The sequence below is a fragment of the Photobacterium aquimaris genome, assembly GCF_002954455.1.
Classification (GTDB): Bacteria; Pseudomonadota; Gammaproteobacteria; order Enterobacterales; family Vibrionaceae; genus Photobacterium; species Photobacterium aquimaris.
Genome location: NZ_MSCC01000004.1, coordinates 173,276 through 185,711, shown reverse-complemented (window position 1 = coordinate 185,711; position 12,436 = coordinate 173,276). Strand labels below are relative to the sequence as shown.

The 12,436-nt window shown below is 35.4% G+C and carries 17 protein-coding genes; 15 read left to right on the top strand and 2 right to left on the bottom strand.

Annotated features, from left to right (window positions below):
• On the bottom strand, nucleotides 1-915 hold a 915-nt coding region (locus BTN98_RS18780), incomplete at its 3' end, for a YdgA family protein (RefSeq protein ID WP_146107052.1).
• Between the two features lie 111 nt (nucleotides 916-1,026).
• On the opposite strand from BTN98_RS18780, the gene BTN98_RS18775 reads away from it, so the two are divergent.
• The 5 genes from BTN98_RS18775 to BTN98_RS18755 all read left to right on the top strand — a co-directional run bounded on the left by BTN98_RS18775 (nucleotide 1,027) and on the right by BTN98_RS18755 (nucleotide 5,166).
• Nucleotides 1,027-1,746: a hypothetical protein gene (locus BTN98_RS18775; RefSeq protein ID WP_065190195.1), complete on the top strand. Its 720-nt coding sequence runs from the start codon at nucleotides 1,027-1,029 to the stop codon at nucleotides 1,744-1,746.
• A gap of 311 nt (nucleotides 1,747-2,057) precedes the next feature.
• Entirely contained in the window at nucleotides 2,058-2,804 is a 747-nt protein-coding gene (locus tag BTN98_RS18770) for a hypothetical protein (RefSeq protein ID WP_146107051.1), read from the top strand.
• Between the two features lie 287 nt (nucleotides 2,805-3,091).
• Nucleotides 3,092-4,066, top strand: a complete 975-nt coding sequence (locus tag BTN98_RS18765) for a hypothetical protein (RefSeq protein ID WP_065190193.1) — start codon at nucleotides 3,092-3,094, stop codon at nucleotides 4,064-4,066.
• A gap of 111 nt (nucleotides 4,067-4,177) precedes the next feature.
• Nucleotides 4,178-4,708 carry a hypothetical protein gene (locus BTN98_RS18760; protein WP_065190192.1) on the top strand — a complete coding sequence of 177 codons (531 nt, stop codon included), beginning with the start codon at nucleotides 4,178-4,180 and terminating at the stop codon, nucleotides 4,706-4,708.
• 77 nt (nucleotides 4,709-4,785) lie between these two features.
• Nucleotides 4,786-5,166 carry a hypothetical protein gene (locus BTN98_RS18755; protein WP_065190191.1) on the top strand — a complete coding sequence of 127 codons (381 nt, stop codon included), beginning with the start codon at nucleotides 4,786-4,788 and terminating at the stop codon, nucleotides 5,164-5,166.
• 32 nt (nucleotides 5,167-5,198) lie between these two features.
• Here BTN98_RS18755 and BTN98_RS20770 read toward each other — a convergent pair whose 3' ends face one another.
• A complete protein-coding gene (locus tag BTN98_RS20770; RefSeq protein ID WP_268875314.1) occupies nucleotides 5,199-5,333 on the bottom strand; it encodes a hypothetical protein in 135 nt (44 codons plus the stop codon).
• Between the two features lie 48 nt (nucleotides 5,334-5,381).
• On the opposite strand from BTN98_RS20770, the gene BTN98_RS18750 reads away from it, so the two are divergent.
• The 10 genes from BTN98_RS18750 to BTN98_RS18705 all read left to right on the top strand — a co-directional run bounded on the left by BTN98_RS18750 (nucleotide 5,382) and on the right by BTN98_RS18705 (nucleotide 12,434).
• Nucleotides 5,382-5,741: a hypothetical protein gene (locus BTN98_RS18750; RefSeq protein WP_065190190.1), complete on the top strand. Its 360-nt coding sequence runs from the start codon at nucleotides 5,382-5,384 to the stop codon at nucleotides 5,739-5,741.
• Nucleotides 5,741-6,082, top strand: a complete 342-nt coding sequence (locus tag BTN98_RS18745) for a hypothetical protein (RefSeq protein ID WP_065190189.1) — start codon at nucleotides 5,741-5,743, stop codon at nucleotides 6,080-6,082. The genes BTN98_RS18750 and BTN98_RS18745 overlap by 1 nt, the downstream gene beginning before the upstream one ends.
• 406 nt (nucleotides 6,083-6,488) lie before the next feature.
• Complete coding sequence (locus BTN98_RS18740; RefSeq protein ID WP_065190188.1) at nucleotides 6,489-6,836, top strand: hypothetical protein; 348 nt, start codon at nucleotides 6,489-6,491, stop codon at nucleotides 6,834-6,836.
• Nucleotides 6,837-6,968: 132 nt separating this feature from the next.
• Nucleotides 6,969-7,268: a type II toxin-antitoxin system HigB family toxin gene (locus BTN98_RS18735; protein WP_065190187.1), complete on the top strand. Its 300-nt coding sequence runs from the start codon at nucleotides 6,969-6,971 to the stop codon at nucleotides 7,266-7,268.
• Nucleotides 7,269-7,279: 11 nt separating this feature from the next.
• Complete coding sequence (locus tag BTN98_RS18730; protein ID WP_065190186.1) at nucleotides 7,280-7,648, top strand: helix-turn-helix domain-containing protein; 369 nt, start codon at nucleotides 7,280-7,282, stop codon at nucleotides 7,646-7,648.
• 113 nt (nucleotides 7,649-7,761) lie between these two features.
• Nucleotides 7,762-8,454, top strand: a complete 693-nt coding sequence (locus BTN98_RS18725) for a hypothetical protein (protein ID WP_065190185.1) — start codon at nucleotides 7,762-7,764, stop codon at nucleotides 8,452-8,454.
• A gap of 85 nt (nucleotides 8,455-8,539) precedes the next feature.
• Nucleotides 8,540-9,880 carry a hypothetical protein gene (locus tag BTN98_RS18720; protein ID WP_065190184.1) on the top strand — a complete coding sequence of 447 codons (1,341 nt, stop codon included), beginning with the start codon at nucleotides 8,540-8,542 and terminating at the stop codon, nucleotides 9,878-9,880.
• Between the two features lie 244 nt (nucleotides 9,881-10,124).
• Nucleotides 10,125-10,541 (top strand): hypothetical protein, encoded by a 417-nt coding sequence (locus BTN98_RS18715; protein WP_065190183.1) that lies wholly within the window; start codon nucleotides 10,125-10,127, stop codon nucleotides 10,539-10,541.
• A 13-nt stretch (nucleotides 10,542-10,554) separates the two neighbouring features.
• Entirely contained in the window at nucleotides 10,555-11,469 is a 915-nt protein-coding gene (locus tag BTN98_RS18710) for a hypothetical protein (protein ID WP_065190182.1), read from the top strand.
• A complete protein-coding gene (locus tag BTN98_RS18705) occupies nucleotides 11,469-12,434 on the top strand; it encodes a hypothetical protein (RefSeq protein WP_065190181.1) in 966 nt (321 codons plus the stop codon). Before BTN98_RS18710 ends, BTN98_RS18705 begins: the two co-directional genes overlap by 1 nt.
• Nucleotides 12,435-12,436 lie beyond the last annotated feature (2 nt).

Below are 12,436 nucleotides of genomic sequence, written 5' to 3'. Positions count from 1 at the left end.
GTTATCTATATCCATCGTTGTACTTGCGAACATAGTTGGCTCATTATCATCTAATAACGTATCAGTATTCAGTTTTAAGCCATTAAGGTCAGCACGGAACATATGTTGACCTAATACGGATAAATCTACGGATAACTTTGATCCATTTATGCATGTGGATTTTGCTATCTCATTACCTTTATTACTATATTCTTGCTTGATCGTTAAGTTTTCAATTTCAGCAATCTTTGAGCCGTTCGCGGTGGCAACTAATGAGGGTAAAGTAAATTTGTAAGTTGCTAATTCATCATCTTTCATTTTAATTAACAAGTTAGATTCAGATGAGCGTAGGTGCGCATTAACAGAACCATTTCCTACAATTTCAATAGCAGCCAACTCAGTATTAATTAAGTTCGTAAAAGAAAATAGATTTGAAGTAGCATTGGTATCAATCGTTATTGGTAATTGAATTGTGTCATATCCCTGGACTGTGTTTAGCACTTGCCCATTTTTCTTAAATACTATTTTTCCTGATCTTATGTTTTGAATGATACTTTTTAGCTGTGCGCCTTTAAGTGTTAATGTTGTATTGGACTTAATGTGTAAAAGTGATGATTTAACGGTCGTGTTAAGCGTCAATAAAAATCGAGACTGTGGTGCAGATGGATTGCCACCAGCTCCAATACTTGGGTCAATTTCAAACTCAGACACCATCTCTGATTTAGTCAATCCATAGTTGGTATTGGTCGAGATTAGATGAAAACCAAGGACGTTATTTAGCTCCGTAGTGTAATTAGAATAAGCAATAGATACTGCTATTTTTTGTGCATTATAAACGCCGTAAAAACTACCACCAGCTACTAAAATTGCAATAATCGATATGGCTGCTTTCTTTTTTTTACCAAATATTTTTATTTCTTTTTTTTTGTTATCCACGTTTTATTTTCCATTTTTTATAAACTGCCCGTTACAGTTATTAGCGGATAATCTATCATCCAACAATAATCCAACCTTTTTTAGTATGTCCAACATAAAACGAATCTAACAATGAATAATCTAATAGAAGAACATAATAAATATCGACACGTAACTCTCGCTGTAAAGATGCAGAAACGGTATTCAAATCGTCCTGCCAATTACATCGTTTTTTGCCTAATTGATAATGGAGGTCGGCTTTTAAATAGCCAATCTACTAGAGGTTATATTTCCAATTTTTTAATCCCTGATATAAAGCCCAAAAGCAAACGTAGGCGCACTAGCATTGAAATAGCTAGTGACTTTGTTGCTGACTTAAATCATTTGGGTTTAAAGCATGGAAAGAAACTTTGGTTAACGCAAATAACGTCAGTTAGAGCAAGTGCCGGAACTCAATATATATTTCAACCAAGCTCTAATGAAATGACGGCTATATATCCTTACTTTGGCAAAGATGATTCAGACGATTACAAAATGATTAATGCATTATCAACCACAGTTACAGATCATACACCATACCGTTATAACAACTTTGGTGATGAACATGGAGCGAATGCGCCATTTGAAATTAATGTGAATATAGGTGAATTACAAAATAAGAATCTTATATCAAATGCAGTCTATGATGCTGTTAAACATAGTCAGTTAGGTGAGCTCAATTCACTACAGATCGCGATCTGGGTGAATGGTGAACTTGTCCAAAGCGAAATAAGCGACTTTAAGGTATTTAATGCCGATGAATTAGCTTCGCTACTTAATTTCAATGCCGTTACTGGTTTTACCTTTCATTAGTTTTTGTAAACAACACAATCAAACCACCAATCATGGAATTATCTAACAATGAGAACCTCTTTATCTACTTTTGGGCTTAGTCCATATCATTCCTGTAATAAATTATCGTTCCATGAACGTAAACGTGAGCGAACCGAATATTTCTTTAAGCATGTTTTTCGTAACAAGCTAATCGAATGTGGCGCATGTAGTGGCTACTGTTATTACTGCGGAAACAAGTGTAGTTTTTGTCATGGTAATGGTGTCCAAAGAGAGAGGTATCATTACTGGTAATCAACCTAAATCTACCAACCTAATTTTGAGATCAAATCATGGAATTATCTAATATGTACCGTTCTACTACTGGCATTGTTATTGAGAAAATATATAACCTTGAGGGTGATGTTGGTTTTTACATTACTCCGTTATTCACGGTAAATGGCAAGCTAACCACCAATGCTGAAACTCGTAAATATTTTTCATCTATTCGAGTTGAAAGTAAGGCATCAAATACAGACGCACACCACACAAAGCAAGCGGATCGCGTAAAGACCATAGTGAAAGAGCTTGGCTATCTTCAATCTCACGTTGAAGATGATTTTAGAGGTATAACTGAGGTTATCTATCGAGCAAATGAACATGATCAGGGGATGCTATCTAATAGTAGCGATCACAGTCCTATACCGATCATTCCTCACTTTGATGAAGATGTTATTAGTAACTGCTACTTTTATAATTATTACGTATTAGATCCAAGAGATATGCCCAATACAATTTCCAATACGTATCTCCCTAATTCACAAAATAGAGTAGGTTTATACGACCATGTTGATACTGACATTTCTCATAACGTTCAAAGCGATCTTGAGGATGCTGCTTTTGATGTTTTGGATGAATTTACTAAGAGTTATTGTGGCCATGCTAAAGAGAAAGTCGCTAATCATCTTTATGAATCTGCAATGCTGATTAACGGTAAGCTATTTTATAATGAAATACGGGGTTTTAGTTTGGATGATTTAGTAACACCAACATCAGACTTACTCAACATTCAGCCAGTTTTTGGTTCAATTTGGCAATAAACTTATCTAATTTACCCAACGCTAGTAATAGCTAATAACGAGGACTACCAAATCGGTAGTCCTTTTTTTTTACTTTTTTCTGAAAATAAGAGTGTTATTTCTCACAAGCTATAAAAAAGATTTTGGAAATTGTAATTAGCAACATTAATAAATAGCTAAGTTGTTGTAATTACTTAATAATAGAAGTAATTTTGCAAGCTGCAAAAATGAGAAAAACCTTTTTATTTCATTGGCTTGTGATAAACTTTTTTGCAGTCGAATTGAGGTTTAACGGAATTATCTAAAGCATGAACAACACTAAAAATATTGGCGTTAATGAACTTACTGCAGCGCGTTACGCCCAAATAAATTTTATTGCTAATCACCTGGCACAAAAACAACCTTTACTGCACAAAACTGGCCGTTTTTCTGGCTTATCTAAAGCCATTGTACGTAGTGAAATTGCTCATTATGTTGTTAGTGCCTTATTTAACGTTCGTAATCAATCAGAAATAAAGCAATCTATTGCTAATACTGACTTCATTCAATCAGCTAATAATACAGCGATTCTTTTAGATACAAGTGAAGCGCACGTTACCAAGCTAAAATCATTGTTAGTTGAGTCTCTATTCTCCCCAACAAAAACAAATAAGCGTTCAAGAGTTGTTTCGGTTGATGGTAAGGCGATTAGTGCAGTTGAAGCGTCTAGCATTGATGCGTTTTCGTTTATTGATGAACTAATTACTTTATCTGTGATCGCTGGTTATGCTGAGGCTGGTTATTCAACATTCCGTAGGCATTCTTCTATTGAGCCGTTGTGGAAGTTAATGCCAAGTGCCGGTGATTTACGTATTGCTGATGATTTAACTAAAGAAGAATCAGCTATGACAGATTTCATTATCAAAAATGGTTCTGACTACCATTTCTGTATTAATTTCTTTTACCCACGTAATGATGCTCGTCATAACACTAAGCAAGAGGTGCTAATCGTCACAAATGAAGAATTGAACACACCACTAGCTGATTTAAGTAAGCGTATTGAGAATGTACGTAAGTATGAACGTTTTAAAAATTGCCGCGTGTTTGTAGTCAATCTTAACAATGTACCGCGTCCAGTATGCAATGCACCTTTATCTGCTTTTGAGTTAACAGGCACATTAGAAGAACGAGCGTTAGATGATGTTGAGATCTGTTCTGTAATTGATTTTGTCGAAATTAGAGATCTGGTCGGATATAAGTTTGGCCTAGATACGTCTGATAAGGGCGCAATTAACAAGAAGTAACACCAACTACCATATAATGAGAGAGGGGTGATTTATTCTTATCGCCCCGTTAACTGGCTCACCACGTAAAATTTTTTCATCATATTACGGCAAATGTTGTAAGGGTTAATTATGCCTATAAGCCGCTACGAATTAATCACAAGCCTTAATGATAAAGAAATAGGCTTTGAAATTTTGAATATGGATTCTTGTTTTAAAGTTATTTTAAACAAAAGCCATAAATCCAGAATTACGAACAAGCCATTTCAATTAGCTGGTGGCGATATTCTTGAAGTGGGCGATAAGTTTACAGCAATTAATACAAAGGGTAGTGCTGGTTGCCCACCTATAGTTTTATCAAAACCGTGGTATCAGCAATATGAGGGGCGGATAAGAATACCTAACTATACATCGTATGGTCGGCATTTATTGTGTAATGGCCAACAGCATTCAGAATTAGCATTGTTCTCTGCACATAACCCAATAACAAATGAAAAAATGTTTAGTCCAACCAAGCGAAATATTCAGCAAAGCTACAAAGATACAGAAGATGGTTATTACATCGGCTATCTAATTTTTGGCAAAGAAGAAGATCAACTTTTTTATTGTTGTACGTCAGGTTCAAGTCGCGTGATCTCATGCAAGACGCTAAAGCGATATTAGCCTTACGTACTATTACAATCGTTAACAGCATTTAGCTGTAAATTATCACTCGTTACTGATTGAATGGAATTATTGAAATGCCCTGTAATAAATTTAACAACCTTGAGCGATTAACCGTTTCAATAACGAACTTCACCTTAGTTATTAAGGAAACGTCACTAGCACTGTTATTTAAAGTTATTAACAATGATGATTACAACTATAAGTCTATCGACTTCGATTCATTTATTAGCGACCTTTTATCTGAACGCTCAGTAGGTGGCGTAAAGGCTTTTTCTGTAACCAATCCGATCAATGACCAAATTGTTGCTTTCTATACTGATGGTAGTGTGGTGATGCCAATCAACCTAGAGGCTTATGATTCATTTATTTGCAGCATTGCTGGCTTCAATACATTGGGTGAATTACGAGTTTTAGAGTTAATGACTAATGAAAATAGCTTAATGACCCTCAATTAAACAGCCAAACAATCAGTAACACCCTTTTATTACTATTGGTGAGTAATGTGACGAAGTGCACGACTATAACCATCAGTAGTGTATGGATATTTACCTTGTAAAATCAGGTGGGTAACATACTGATCATAAGTATAATATGAACGTTGCTGCTGTTCGTTATTCATCATAAATACTCCATTAAATGAGTATTAAATACAGTAAAGTGGAAGTTACCAATGGAACTCCTTTTTGAGTCAACAAAAGTTTTTGAGAAAGAAATTTCTAAGTTTCCGAATAAAACAAAAGAAAAGATCATATGCAAATTAAATTATTATTGTTCTTTGCTTGAATCTGATAGTTCGACTTTTTATGGAAAAGTATATAAACCAATAAAGTTTAAGGGGTGTTCTGAGTCTAGTCTTTATGCACTTAGAATTGATCATGATATTAGGATTATATTAACAGTGGATGAAGATCCAATTTTTGAACAAGTTATTATTACGCTGTTACATGTAGTTCGCCATTCTTCTTTAGAAAAAACTTTCAAAGGTATAGCAGAGTCTTTATATCAAAAACATTTAAATGGTGATAATTAATGGCTGAGATTAAAATGTTACTTGATGAATTTGGCATTATTAATGAGGCAAATAAAATACTTCCAGATGATAAATTGAAATTGCAGTTTTTATCCTCTCTTGCAGAGTTGGAAGATAATGGATGTCATATTAATCGTGAGTACCCAATAACACGATTACATCGAGTAAAAGGGCAGAAAAAAGCTATCTATCGTGCAGATATAGATAAGATCTCAGGATGGAGGTTACATCTACAGTTTGATAGCATTAACAATGCTCTGGTTCTTAAAGATATTATTACAGGGCAAAAGCATAATGATGTAAATAAGGTTATAAAGTCTAAGAAAGGTCGTTACGTCTAATATAAGTTAACAGATAAGAATATGTATCGTGCAGCCGATACCTCTTTTGTCTTTGATAACTCGTATGTAGGCTGGCTTATCGTAGAATCAGTCCATTGCAATTAGCCTTGCTGGGTCGCAACTAGCGTTCTGACAGGGCTTTTTATGTTTCCGGAATTACTGTGGCCGGACAAATGATTTGATATATATAAACCAAATGATTATTCTAGCTATTCTACAAAAGCCGACACGCTGTGAAAGGTTCAGCAATCAATCTTAGCATCAAGCTAACTCACGCAATCAAATCTATTTTTTATCAATTTTTTGTACGCCTAGCTGTGCAAATCCCACTATTTATCGAAGAAAAAGTAATCCTGTAGTTCTCAAAATTACTGGATCGCTTCGTCATATCTAAGGAATTATCTATATGTTAAATATCATTGAAGTATCTACCGTTAACGAAACCGAAGCATACGAAGCTATTAATGCTGCATTATTAGCTGCCAAGTTTGAGTTTAAGAATGAAGTGCGAACAGAACATAAGAAATCATTACTTAATGATAATTATGAGTATGAAGACCACCAAAAAGCTAAAAACTTGATTGAAGAAAACCTGATTTTATTGATGGGTGAGGTTGCTGCAAAGCATGGCTTCTTTAATTTTTCTATCTTTGATGGTTGTGAGCAATCATGGTCTATCGTATGTGATCATGCTGAGTTCGGTACTACATTCATTATTATCAATGACCAGATTGAATATGACTTTAGTTTTTAAAGTCCACCAGCCTACCTAACTTTAGCCCGTATGTTTACGGGTTTTATTCAATTCACAGCACAGTTTTCCCAAAATGGGAAAACTTGGTTGACTAACATCTAATCATTTCTAATAATGGAATAAGGGAATAGTATGCGAATATTATCACGTTCAACTTTGCGTGAGTTTTGGGAGCAGCCTAATCATACCGGTGCGGAACAACCACTTCTTGCATGGTATGCAGAAGTTAAGAAAGCAAACTGGCAAACGCCAAATGACATTAAAACAAAGTATCGAAATGCGTCTTTTGTTGGTAATAATCGTGTTGTGTTCAACATACATGGCAATAAATACCGATTAATTACCGCGATTAATTACAATGTTTCAAATGTTTACGTTCGCTTTATAGGTACTCATGCCGATTATGACAAAGTAGACGCTGCGACCATTTAAAAGAGGCATATATGAACATTAAACCAATCAAAACAGCAGAAGATAATCGTGCGGCTTTAGCTCGTATCGAGCAGCTTTGGGATGCTGAACCAAACACAGCAGAGTTTGATGAATTAGAAGTGCTTTCGACTCTTGTAGAAGCGTTTGAAGAAGCTAATTATCCGTTCTCTCCGCCTGATCCAATTGAAGCTATCCGCTTTCGCATGGAGCAGTTAGGTTTAGAAGATAAAGACTTAGTGCCATACTTAGGGACACGTAGCCGTGTGTCTGAGGTATTGAAACGTAAGCGTGGTTTAACACTCACCATGATTCGTAATTTGAATAAAGGGCTTAAAATTTCACTTGATAGCCTTGTAAAAGAATATCAACTAGTGAATTAGAGTTAACTTATCAATTGTGCAAACTCGCTAACTTAGCTTTAGTTTGTACTCCTGCCTATCTAATCTTAGCCCGTGAATACGGGCTTTTTTACATCTAATCCCCTGGAATACGAATGCTTTCTAACTACTTACCCGACCTAAAAAAACAGACTTTAAGTTTTATTGCTGAACTCATTACTGACGATGGAAAACATAGAGAGTTATTGTTTTTCCCTACTATCAACCTAAACGGTAATCACTGTTTTGATCGCTGGACAGTTGGTAATTTTTTCGGAATTGTAGATCTAATTGAATCTGGCTTTACGACTAGAGGCGCACTAAAGCTTGCGCGTAGCATGGCGTATGTAACTAACCATTTCTCAATGATTGCTGAGTATGAGCCTGATGTTGATCGTGCTTATGACAGAGTAATGAGAATAGGTAATACTGCTTTGTTTCCTATTTGTGGAAATGGTTTTGAGCAAGAACCATCGCCTGAGACAATGTACAAACTTGGAGTTGAATCGTTCTCACTGAAAAGTAGTGACGCTAAATCATGGTATGAGCCTGACGGTTTTGCATTTACGCACCCAAAGGTTAACAATCAAGAAAGTGGAAATGCAATTAGCGATTTAGAAACATACATTAAATCGTACTTATCAGAGCAACACTGCCCATATACGAAAGCAGAAGAATGGAGTATTTCAATTGTTGTAAGTGGTAAGTTAACTTATAACGACATTGATGAAATCGACCATTTTTTGAGTGAAGACAATCAACGAAACTCATTACTCAATATCTGCGGTATAACGGGCATCTTCTTCTAATTTACTGATTAAATAGACAATTAAATAAATAAAATAGATAACTTATCGCTCTTTCTATATCCAACCTCCCATAAGGAATAATCTAATGCGCCTATCAAAACTTAATGTTGTGTACCGCAAAAACAACGCTGATTACCTAATTACATTATTAGATAACGATGATGTTGCTTTCTTTAACGACAAAACACGCGAAGTATTTGAGCCGTTCGATGTGACTGGTTTTGATATTGTTGAATTAAAGATGGTAATGGCCGATCTGAATTACATTGCTAATAAGATAAACATATATAAAACAGCCTCTTGTTCGACCTATATGTTTGCTATTGCGAAAGATAACAACGGACGTAACATCTTTCCATTATTAGAGGATTCAATCGAGTTAGATAAAACACAATACAATGAAAGTACAAACTTTCCTGTTAGCGCAATAACAATAATTGATTGTGAATATCTAAACGATGCTTGGCATAAGCATATGTGTAATGCCAACAATCGACCTGTAATATCTGCTAAGACATTATCTTATGAATGGATAGATACTCGAAGCAAGAAAACTCATGCGAACGCTGAGATTTTATTAGAATCAGTGAAACTTAGTAATCCTGAATACTTGAGAGAAATAATCGAAGATGTTGAGTCCGGTATTGATTCTGGCAATGATGGTTTTGCTATTTTTATTGATGGGATATGTAAATACTCAACGCTGGATGAATACAAAGTTGAGTTTGGCCGTACTGCACAACTGAGCGTGGTAATACGTGATGATGTAGAGCATGATCTTATTTACACATTACCAATCTTAAATGGTTGCTATCGTTACGATGGTGCTGTGATTAATACCTTTCGACCAATAAGATTTAAACCGGCACATGTAAATAAAGAAACTAATTTCGACCAACAAGCAGTAGAGTCGATGATTAATTCATTAAATGAGTTATCTCGTAACTTTTATCGCCATGACTATCAAATAAATAGAGCCGTTACTACATTTGCCGTAGATGATGATTACGAGTCCATATTTCCATTCAACAATGAAAACGACATTAATCACCAAGATATGATTAATTCTTTTGCAGATAATCATTGTGATCTTTATGAAGTGTGGCTTTCTTTATCACCACAAAAACAAATACAGTCACGCAAGCTCAGAACTAACCTTGTTAATGCACCTGTAATCAAACGTGAACAAGGAAACAAGTTTAATTCAACATATCCATTGGTTAGTAAAGACAATCCCACAGAGAGCGTTATTGAAGCCATTATGATGGATTTCAAGGCAAAGCTATCACCCAAAGTAGCTATATTTCTTGATGGTCAATGTGTTGCTAGTAATCATAGTAGTTACGTTGTATCTAAACGTGGTGTTGATGTGGCTGTATTTGAAAATCTTCTAAATCTTCCACAATTGACAGGGATTGGTTTTTAACTTGATTTTGTTGCTTGCAAAAACATAACGATATATTTATCTAATTTAAACTAAAGCTGATTTATCAGTAACGATAAGAACGATCATTCTCCCCTGGAGAGTGGTCGTTTTTTTGTTTTATTTTTAAGGTGGTCTTCCTTGCCTTTTTAAACCTATCGAATATTTTATATCACCATAAGAAACAAAGACAAAACGTAACAAATTCAATCCTAATTATAAGCTCAATAGAAAAATAGAGGTATTTATGGCTGGTGGTATAGAGGGAATAGCTCAAACACTTCGGGAGCAATTACGATGTAGTGATATAAGTACCGAGCATATGAGCGAGTATATGACAAACATCGTTTATGTACTGAAACGCTTTGATCTGCAGGTTGATATTGAATCTGTCGATGACGGCTTGTTTGACTCTATACTTGAGATAAACGAACCGGCACGTACAAAGTGTTTGTGGTTGTTCAGTTTGTTAGATGATAATAAGAAAGGGCACAAATCTGAGAAAATAGCGTTGCCCTTGATGTGCTGCAGTAACATGATGGAACTAAGGCAATCGAAACCCAATGCGCATCCGTTTTATCATTGTGAGCATTGTAAATTAGGTATTCGAGGCCGTATGAGTGATTACTGGGTACATAAAGATAATTACCCTAGATCTAAATAATTCTGAGGCGTGTATGGCAATATCAAATACTTTATGTGGTGCAAGATCCATAATCAATGTTACTGAGTTTGTTACACGCGAGGGCTTGCTATATATAGTGACTCCATACTTTAGAAATGGTGGATATTGGGTAATTAATCGTGAGTTGGCACAATCCACAGCAATACTCGTAGAGAAAAAAGACAGTAATAAGTTTGATGAACTACAGGCGGTCATTAAGGCTGTAGCGTATAGCCAATGTTGGATGCTTGATGATTATCGCAATGTGAACAGTTTAGCTATGGGCAAAATATGTGGACGCTGGTTTTCACAACTTCCAATTATGAATACCTCTTTGCCTATTGAATACATCATTGATGATAAAAAACTTCCTGCTTTGGAAGATGGATATGCAGTTCTAAAAGGGATAATTACTGATATAGCTCCTGATACAGAAAATCTTGGCTTATCGCCCAAAATAACCTTAAATATTTCGCAGATAAAAGGTAGAGATCAACAAATTGCACCGACAACAAAGAGTGACACTGTAACTCATGGCGATTACCGTAAGTTAGTTGAATTGTTTAGGAAGCAGTCTAAATCAATTGCCCTTGAGTTGGCTGAGACTAAGTTAATAAATAACAAAGACCGTGCCATGAACGGTGAAGCAATATTTATTGCTAGCGGCTTTAAGGTGCAAGAGTGTGAGTTTATAGCCGATGATTTTGATGAATATTCTGACTATTTTCTTGTTGATGGGCAGTTAGTTGACATTCATAAGGGCATGGATAACAGTGAGTTTTTAGAGGTTTATCCTTTAGGCTATAGATTTATCAGCAAACAGGATATTGAAGACTTCAAAAAAGCGTTTTATATATCTATTCAAGAATCAGAGCTGTCACTATTTCTTGTTAATTCATTGCAGGTCACTGGAATATCATTCAAATAATGGTCAATAACATAATAAATTCACGATCTATCATTGCCGTTAGTGTTTATCCTTACTGTCCTGATGGAGTTTTAAGCATCAATAAACGTGCTTATATCATAACGCCCATACAGCCTCATAATGGACGTTTAATTCATTCGGAAACCAAAGGGTTGTTTGCATCCATTATCACCGTCTGTGATGCGGCTACAGGCGAATTACCAGATAAAATCAAACGTTTGATTAGTGAACTTACGGTTTTACAAGCGCAAGTAGCACCAGATTTGTCTAACATATCTGGCGTATACGGTTTGCTGACTGAAACTCACATGGATTCAATATTTACTTGTATTGCACCAACTGTACCGTTCGACACTCTTTTGGATTTACGTGATGTAAGCAATAACAAAAGATTAGAGTTGTTTGATCGTGATTCCCGTAATGAAACCACTGAAATAGATAGACTTAAACTTAAACATTACAATGCTACTTTCCGAAACGAGTGGAATACACCGGTAGATATGATCGTTTATGGTAGCGATGGTAACGCATTAGAATTTGAGTATGAGTTAAATTTTTCCGATATTCAGCTACCTGAAAAGTGTAGTTATGAAAAGGGCTTAGTTTCACTGACTGAACAGGTGAGTGGCTATCATAAATCACTTATTCTCAATGCTTCTTTTGATGCGTTTGGCTGTGACAATGATATTACTAGTGTTAATTATTTATATAATGATCACGATGCAGCACTTGATTCATATAATGTTGCGGCCTCTAGTGGCAAAGAAGTAATTGTTATTGATGGTGTTGTGCAATGTAGCTCTGTTAGCTACTGCAAAGTAGGTGACGTATTAATATCAGAGAATGCACAATGGTTTATTGATTTTGCAAACAACACGATTAATATCGGTGCTGGTGGTTTTGAATTGCCAATAGTTAACAAATTGGATTTGTTTGCCGTTACTGGCTATCAATTAACTAGGTAAAC

Bases quoted from the DNA above. Each gene is read 5' to 3' on its own strand.
- BTN98_RS18775 (WP_065190195.1), top strand. From the start codon at position 1,027: ATGAATAATCTAATAGAAGAACATAATAAATATCGACACGTAACTCTC.
- BTN98_RS18770 (WP_146107051.1), top strand. From the start codon at position 2,058: ATGGAATTATCTAATATGTACCGTTCTACTACTGGCATTGTTATTGAG.
- BTN98_RS18765 (WP_065190193.1), top strand. From the start codon at position 3,092: ATGAACAACACTAAAAATATTGGCGTTAATGAACTTACTGCAGCGCGT.
- BTN98_RS18760 (WP_065190192.1), top strand. From the start codon at position 4,178: ATGCCTATAAGCCGCTACGAATTAATCACAAGCCTTAATGATAAAGAA.
- BTN98_RS18755 (WP_065190191.1), top strand. From the start codon at position 4,786: ATGCCCTGTAATAAATTTAACAACCTTGAGCGATTAACCGTTTCAATA.
- BTN98_RS20770 (WP_268875314.1), bottom strand. From the start codon at position 5,333: ATGATGAATAACGAACAGCAGCAACGTTCATATTATACTTATGATCAG.
- BTN98_RS18750 (WP_065190190.1), top strand. From the start codon at position 5,382: ATGGAACTCCTTTTTGAGTCAACAAAAGTTTTTGAGAAAGAAATTTCT.
- BTN98_RS18745 (WP_065190189.1), top strand. From the start codon at position 5,741: ATGGCTGAGATTAAAATGTTACTTGATGAATTTGGCATTATTAATGAG.
- BTN98_RS18740 (WP_065190188.1), top strand. From the start codon at position 6,489: ATGTTAAATATCATTGAAGTATCTACCGTTAACGAAACCGAAGCATAC.
- BTN98_RS18735 (WP_065190187.1), top strand. From the start codon at position 6,969: ATGCGAATATTATCACGTTCAACTTTGCGTGAGTTTTGGGAGCAGCCT.
- BTN98_RS18730 (WP_065190186.1), top strand. From the start codon at position 7,280: ATGAACATTAAACCAATCAAAACAGCAGAAGATAATCGTGCGGCTTTA.
- BTN98_RS18725 (WP_065190185.1), top strand. From the start codon at position 7,762: ATGCTTTCTAACTACTTACCCGACCTAAAAAAACAGACTTTAAGTTTT.
- BTN98_RS18720 (WP_065190184.1), top strand. From the start codon at position 8,540: ATGCGCCTATCAAAACTTAATGTTGTGTACCGCAAAAACAACGCTGAT.
- BTN98_RS18715 (WP_065190183.1), top strand. From the start codon at position 10,125: ATGGCTGGTGGTATAGAGGGAATAGCTCAAACACTTCGGGAGCAATTA.
- BTN98_RS18710 (WP_065190182.1), top strand. From the start codon at position 10,555: ATGGCAATATCAAATACTTTATGTGGTGCAAGATCCATAATCAATGTT.
- BTN98_RS18705 (WP_065190181.1), top strand. From the start codon at position 11,469: ATGGTCAATAACATAATAAATTCACGATCTATCATTGCCGTTAGTGTT.